General features: G+C 67.3%; 6 protein-coding genes and 1 pseudogene. 4 read left to right on the top strand and 3 right to left on the bottom strand.

Going from position 1 to position 4980, the window contains the following annotated elements; genetic code table 11:
- The first annotated feature begins 143 nt into the window (after positions 1 to 143).
- The 3 genes from ACRDUX_RS23950 (at position 144) to ACRDUX_RS23940 (ending at position 2920) form a co-directional block, all read left to right on the top strand.
- A complete protein-coding gene (locus ACRDUX_RS23950; protein WP_526417183.1) occupies positions 144 to 1499 on the top strand; it encodes a DUF7159 family protein in 1356 nt (451 codons plus the stop codon).
- 1 nt (position 1500) lies between these two features.
- Positions 1501 to 2115 (top strand): Pr6Pr family membrane protein, encoded by a 615-nt coding sequence (locus ACRDUX_RS23945; RefSeq protein WP_526417181.1) that lies wholly within the window; start codon positions 1501 to 1503, stop codon positions 2113 to 2115.
- Positions 2116 to 2194: 79 nt separating this feature from the next.
- On the top strand, positions 2195 to 2920 hold the full coding sequence (locus ACRDUX_RS23940) for a L,D-transpeptidase (RefSeq protein WP_526417189.1): 726 nt from the start codon (positions 2195 to 2197) through the stop codon (positions 2918 to 2920).
- 3 nt (positions 2921 to 2923) lie between these two features.
- Here the strand turns inward: ACRDUX_RS23940 and ACRDUX_RS23935 are convergent, their stop codons facing one another.
- Both ACRDUX_RS23935 and ACRDUX_RS23930 read right to left on the bottom strand, forming a co-directional pair.
- Complete coding sequence (locus tag ACRDUX_RS23935; RefSeq protein WP_526417179.1) at positions 2924 to 3547, bottom strand: peroxidase-related enzyme; 624 nt, start codon at positions 3545 to 3547, stop codon at positions 2924 to 2926.
- Positions 3544 to 4356, bottom strand: coding sequence for a helix-turn-helix domain-containing protein (locus tag ACRDUX_RS23930; protein WP_526417187.1), 813 nt, complete (start codon positions 4354 to 4356; stop codon positions 3544 to 3546). Before ACRDUX_RS23930 ends, ACRDUX_RS23935 begins: the two co-directional genes overlap by 4 nt.
- A 153-nt stretch (positions 4357 to 4509) precedes the next feature.
- Here ACRDUX_RS23930 and ACRDUX_RS23925 point away from each other — a divergent pair, with 153 nt between their 5' ends.
- The gene (locus ACRDUX_RS23925; protein WP_526417185.1) at positions 4510 to 4809 is read left to right on the top strand and encodes a hypothetical protein; all 300 of its coding nucleotides are present in this window, start codon (positions 4510 to 4512) and stop codon (positions 4807 to 4809) included.
- On the opposite strand, the pseudogene ACRDUX_RS23920 reads toward ACRDUX_RS23925, so the two are convergent.
- Positions 4806 to 4980 (bottom strand): annotated as a pseudogene (locus tag ACRDUX_RS23920) (steroid C27-monooxygenase); the annotation flags it as partial. The gene ACRDUX_RS23925 and the pseudogene ACRDUX_RS23920 overlap by 4 nt on opposite strands.

Raw genomic sequence — 4980 nt, 5'->3', positions numbered from 1 at the left:
GCCGAACACCGTCCGGGGCGCCATCTGACCTTCGGTTCGTCCTTCAGTCATGCCGCCACCTTGCCACGATGACGGCCCGATTTCGGCGAGTTCGCAACGCCCCGACGCGCCCGGTATCGGGCGAACGGGTAGTGTCGCGCGGAATGATCGACCACGCTGGTGCTGCCCGGGTGTGGCCGCCTCGTGGATCCAAAGGGGTACATGTGGACGCTGTCCTCGGCTTGTCTATGACTCCGACGTCCGTCGGTTTGGTTCTCGTCGAAGGTCAAGACGCAGACGGCGCGACGATGGATCGCGACACCTTCGCCCTTGCGCACGGCGCCATCCAGAGCTCTGAACAGGCGACTGCGGCGGTGTTGCGGACGGAGGCGATCGCCGCGACGCGGGGACTGCGGCTGCACTCCATCGGGGTGACGTGGAGTGAGGACGCCGACGTGCAGGCCTCGATGCTCATGAAGTCGCTGTCGGACTCGGGCTTCGACAACGTGGTGGCCATCCGCATGCCGGAGGCCACCGAGGCATTGGCCCGCGGAATCGCCGAGGTGCTCGGATACGCGACGACGGCGGTATGCGTCATCGAGCCCGACTCGGTGATCACGCTGGTCGTCAACACCAGCGACGGGGCCGTGCAGACCGCGTTCAACCACAACATCACCTCCGATGAAGGCCTGATCAGCTGGCTGAGCACGGTGTTCACCCGCGCAGATTGGGCACCCGAGGCGCTCGTCGTCGTCGGCTCGGCTGGTGGATTCGAGTCGATCCTGCATGAGCTCGAGGACGCGCTGTCGGTCCCGGTGTTCGCACCGGAGGAGGCCAAGCTGGCGCTGGCCCGCGGCGCGGCGCTGGCCTCGGCCCAGAACACGGACATGCCACTGCACCTGTTCGACGGCTTCCATGACGACGCGGTGGGTGCCGACTCCGGTCGCCATCGCGTCGCAGGGCGGCCGACGGAACGCCGTCGTGCTCGGTCGAGTGCCGGCCCGGTCGCGATGTTGGCAGCCGGACTGGTGACGTTCGTCGTGTCGGTGTCGATCGCGATCAGCCTCCAGCTCTCGCCGAGCCACGAGGTGCAACCCAGCCCGGTGCCCGCGGCGAAGGCCGAACGTCCGGCCGCGGCCAGGCCGAGTCCCCCTGCAATGCCACCGCCGGTGGCGATTCCGCCAGCCCCGATCGTCGAGGCGGCGCTCCCACCGCCTCCCCCCGAGTCGCTCCCGCCCGTGTACGAGGAACCGCCGGTCGCCGTCGCCGACGTGCCTGCCGAGGCGCCGTCGGTCGATCAGTTGCCGGCTGCGGACCCCTCCGCTCCACCCGCCGACGTGCCGGTGGTGGATCCCGGGCTGATGGCGCCCGCCGCCGACACCCCGCCCGCCGACACGCCCATCGCCGGAACACCGCTTCCTCCGTACGTGGCGCCGCCGCCGGTCGAGCCCATCCCGACCAAGAAGCCGGGCATCCTCACCCGCATCAAGGAACGGCTGACACCCGGCACCGACAACTGACTTGGCAACACCGGTGCCGACGAACCGCACTGTCCTGCGCGTGGCGATTCGCGCGACCATCGTGCTCGCCGTGGTGCTCGCCTTCGCCGTCGTCGAATTCAGCTCGAGGTCCGGCGTGGCCTGGCGGTTGATCACCTTCACCTACCAGGCCAACATCCTGGCGGCGGGGTACTACGCGTGGACGCTGTTCTCGCCGCGTGCTGACCGCCGCACCGGATTCCGCGGCGCCGTCGTGCTGTACGTCGTGGTCGCGGGGGTGATCTGGAACCTCCTGCTCACCGGGCGCAGCATGGGCTACACGCCCGCCAACTTCCTTCTCCACGTCGTCGTGCCGATCCTGGCGGTCACGGATTGGTTGGTGGTCGGTCGCGGCACCGGCCCTGCACGGTGGTGGCAACCGTTCGCGTGGCTGGTCTATCCGGCCGCCTATCTGGGACTGGCGCTGGTGGTGCTGAACCGCGCTGGCCGCCGCGCTCCGTACTACTTCCTCGACCCGGGCAGTGTCGGGCTCGGGGCGGTCGCGGTGAACGTCGCCATGCTCGCCGCGGGATTCTTGGGCCTTGGTTACCTGCTCCTCGCGCTGGCGCGCCCGCGGCGGGGCTCGGCTAACGCTTAGCACTCGAAAACCGAACTATCATTCAGTTAGACATTCTCGACATTCGGAGGTTGGTCACTTGCGTATAGCTCTGCGACATGTGGTGTTGGTGGGAGGAATTGCGACCCTTCTGCTGAGCAGCACGACGGCCACCGGCCTTGCGGCGGCACCCACCCCGGCTACCGTCGCCACCATCTCGCCTGGCCCAGGGCAGGTGGTCGGCGTCGCCATGCCCGTCACGGTGACGTTCGCCGAACCCGTTCCCGACCGCGCAGCTGCTGAGCGTTCGTTCCAGATCTCTTCGCCGAATGCCCCGCAGGGTAACTTCGTGTGGCTGAAGAACGATGTCGTGCAATGGAATCCGAGCAGCTACTGGCCTGCGCACTCCACGATCTCCCTGTCGGTGGGCGGCGCGAAGACCAGCTTCGAGGCGGGTTCTCAGGTGGTCGGGGTCGCCGATGTGGACGCGCACACGTTCACGGTGAGCGTCGATGGTCAGGTGGCGCGGCAGATGCCCGCTTCGATGGGCAAGCCCAAACACCCCACCCCCATCGGCTCGTTCACCGCGTTGGAGAAGCAGTCTCCCGTGATCATGGACTCGCGGACCATCGGCATTCCGCTGAGTGACCCCGAGGGCTACAAGCTCACCGTGTACAACGCGGTTCGCGTCACCTGGGGCGGTGTTTACGTGCACTCGGCGCCGTGGTCAGTGGCATCGCAGGGCAACTCCAACGTCAGCCACGGCTGCATCAACCTCAGTCCCGACAACGCCGCCTGGTATTACAACAACGTCAGCATCGGTGACCCCATCATCGTCCAGGCCTGACGCCTACTTCGGCACCCCGGTGTACTCGGGGTTCGGGGGCACAGACAGTGCGATGCCGATCCTGTTGGTGGCGCCGATGAAGGCTGCGATGGAGATGCCCTCCAGGATCTCGTTGTCGGTGAGCCCGAGACCGCGCAGCGCGTCGAGGTCGGTGTCGCGAATCGACTGGGGATTGCCGTTCACCGCGACGGCCAGGTCGGCCAGCGCCCGCTCGCGGTCGGTGAGTTCGGCGACCTGGTGATGGTCGATGGCGACGCGCTGACCGAACGACCAGTCGCCTGCCACCTTGCCCAATTTGTTGGCATGGTTGGTGTGGCAGTAGGAGCACCGGTTCTCACCCGAGACGACCGTCGCGATCACCTCACGCTCGCGCGCGGTCAGGCCGGCGCGGCCGTCCGTGCCGAGCAACGGCAGCAGGTAGGCATTGAGGCGCTCGAGGTCACCCTCGTTGAGTGAGAGTGCGCGAAACCAGTTGGACGTCAATCCCTCCTCGCGCTGCTGGTGGGAGAAGAAGCCCTTGACTGCCGGCGTGGACAGCTCGTCGAGCTCGGGCACCCGCAGTCGGGAGATGCGGTCAGGAGTCAGGGGAGACGCGGGCTGGGTCGGCGCGTCGGCAGTCGTGGTCATGGCTCGACGATGCGTGGCGGGGGTGCGTTCGACAAGGATTGTGCACCGGCAGATCCAAACGCTTGTGGGATGGGTCGGCGCAGCGCCGCCGCCGTTGCCTCGTCGGCAGGCAGGAAGGCCTCGATGCTCAACTCCGCTGCAGTGAGGTCCAGCGCAGTGCCGAACGTGGTCACGGTGCTCAGGAAGGTCAGGGCAACCCCGTCTGGTCCGTCCAGCCGCAGTGGGACCACCACGCCGCCCAGATCGGGTGTCGCATCGAATCCGCCTGGATAGGAATCGATCTCGGTCAGTAGCTCCGCCAGCGCGTCCGATCCGCTGACCGCGACCTCTCGCCTCAGGCGACCGATGACGTGGTGACGCCACTGTCCGAGGTTGCGGATGCGCGGTGCCAGCCCGTCCTGGTGCAGCGAGATGCGCAGTGCGTTGGGCGGATCCAGTAGATGGGGTGCGACACCGTGCAGCAGCATGCTGGCGCCGGCGTTGGCCGCCACGATGTTCCAACCCCGGTCGACGGCGAGGCACGGATAGGGCTCGTACGCCGCGAGGACCGTGTCGATGCCGTCGCGCACCGCAGCCATGTCGGGGTCCGACAGCGAACGCTCCGCGTAGACCGGCGCAAGGCCCGCGGCCAGCAGCAATTGATTCTGTTCCCGCAGTGGCACGTCGAGCACCGTCGCCAGGCGCAGCACCATGGCCCGACTGGGCACCGAGCGTCCCGTCTCCACGAAGCTGACGTGACGTGATGACACATCCGCCTCGATGGCCAGATCGAGCTGACTGAGTCGGCGCCGTTGCCGCCACTGACGCATCAACGTCCCGAACGGGGGAGTCTGAACCCGAGCCGTCGTCACGTCCCCAGTCTGATCCGTGCAAGCGTCTCGATCCACTACGTCGGAGGTAATTGCCGCACCTACGTCGGAGCGGCACCGTGGACGGTGACACTCGGAATGAAGGGAACCATGATGCGGACCGACCGGACTGCCACGGCCGTCACACCGATCCCCAGATGGCTGCGCTTCGTGCTGGCGTCCGACCGCGCCGGCTCGTCCTGGTACGTCGGGCTTGGCTTCTTCTTCGCGCCCGCGCTTGCCGTGGTGTCCCCATGGCCGGCCGTCACCACCGCCCTGTGGGTGGTCATCGCGTTGGCAGGTTTGTGGTTGGGTCTCCTCGGCATCGCGATGGCGACCGGACTCGCCATGGTCTTGCGGTCTGGTGCCGAGATCCCGGAAAGCTACTGGCGGTCGATCATCGACTACGCCTAGTGAGCGGCGGACGACCCGGTGTAGTCGACCTGCCAGTGCTTGATGCCGTTGAGCCAGCCCGACCGCAAGCGTTCGGGCTTGGCCAGCGAGGTGAGGTCGGGCATGGCGTCGGCGATCGCGTTGAACATCAGGTCGATGGTCATCCGGGCCAGGTTGGTGCCGATGCAATAG

The organism is Mycobacterium sp. (assembly GCF_050701675.1).
Lineage (GTDB): Bacteria > Actinomycetota > Actinomycetes > Mycobacteriales > Mycobacteriaceae > Mycobacterium.
Note: the sequence above shows the minus strand (reverse complement) of the source record. Positions and strands in the feature narration are given on the sequence as shown.

Coding starts and splice junctions, on each gene's coding strand:
- ACRDUX_RS23950 (WP_526417183.1), top strand. CDS start 144: ATGATCGACCACGCTGGTGCTGCCCGGGTGTGGCCGCCTCGTGGATCC.
- ACRDUX_RS23935 (WP_526417179.1), bottom strand. CDS start 3,547: ATGACCACGACTGCCGACGCGCCGACCCAGCCCGCGTCTCCCCTGACT.
- ACRDUX_RS23930 (WP_526417187.1), bottom strand. CDS start 4,356: ATGCGTCAGTGGCGGCAACGGCGCCGACTCAGTCAGCTCGATCTGGCC.
- ACRDUX_RS23925 (WP_526417185.1), top strand. CDS start 4,510: ATGCGGACCGACCGGACTGCCACGGCCGTCACACCGATCCCCAGATGG.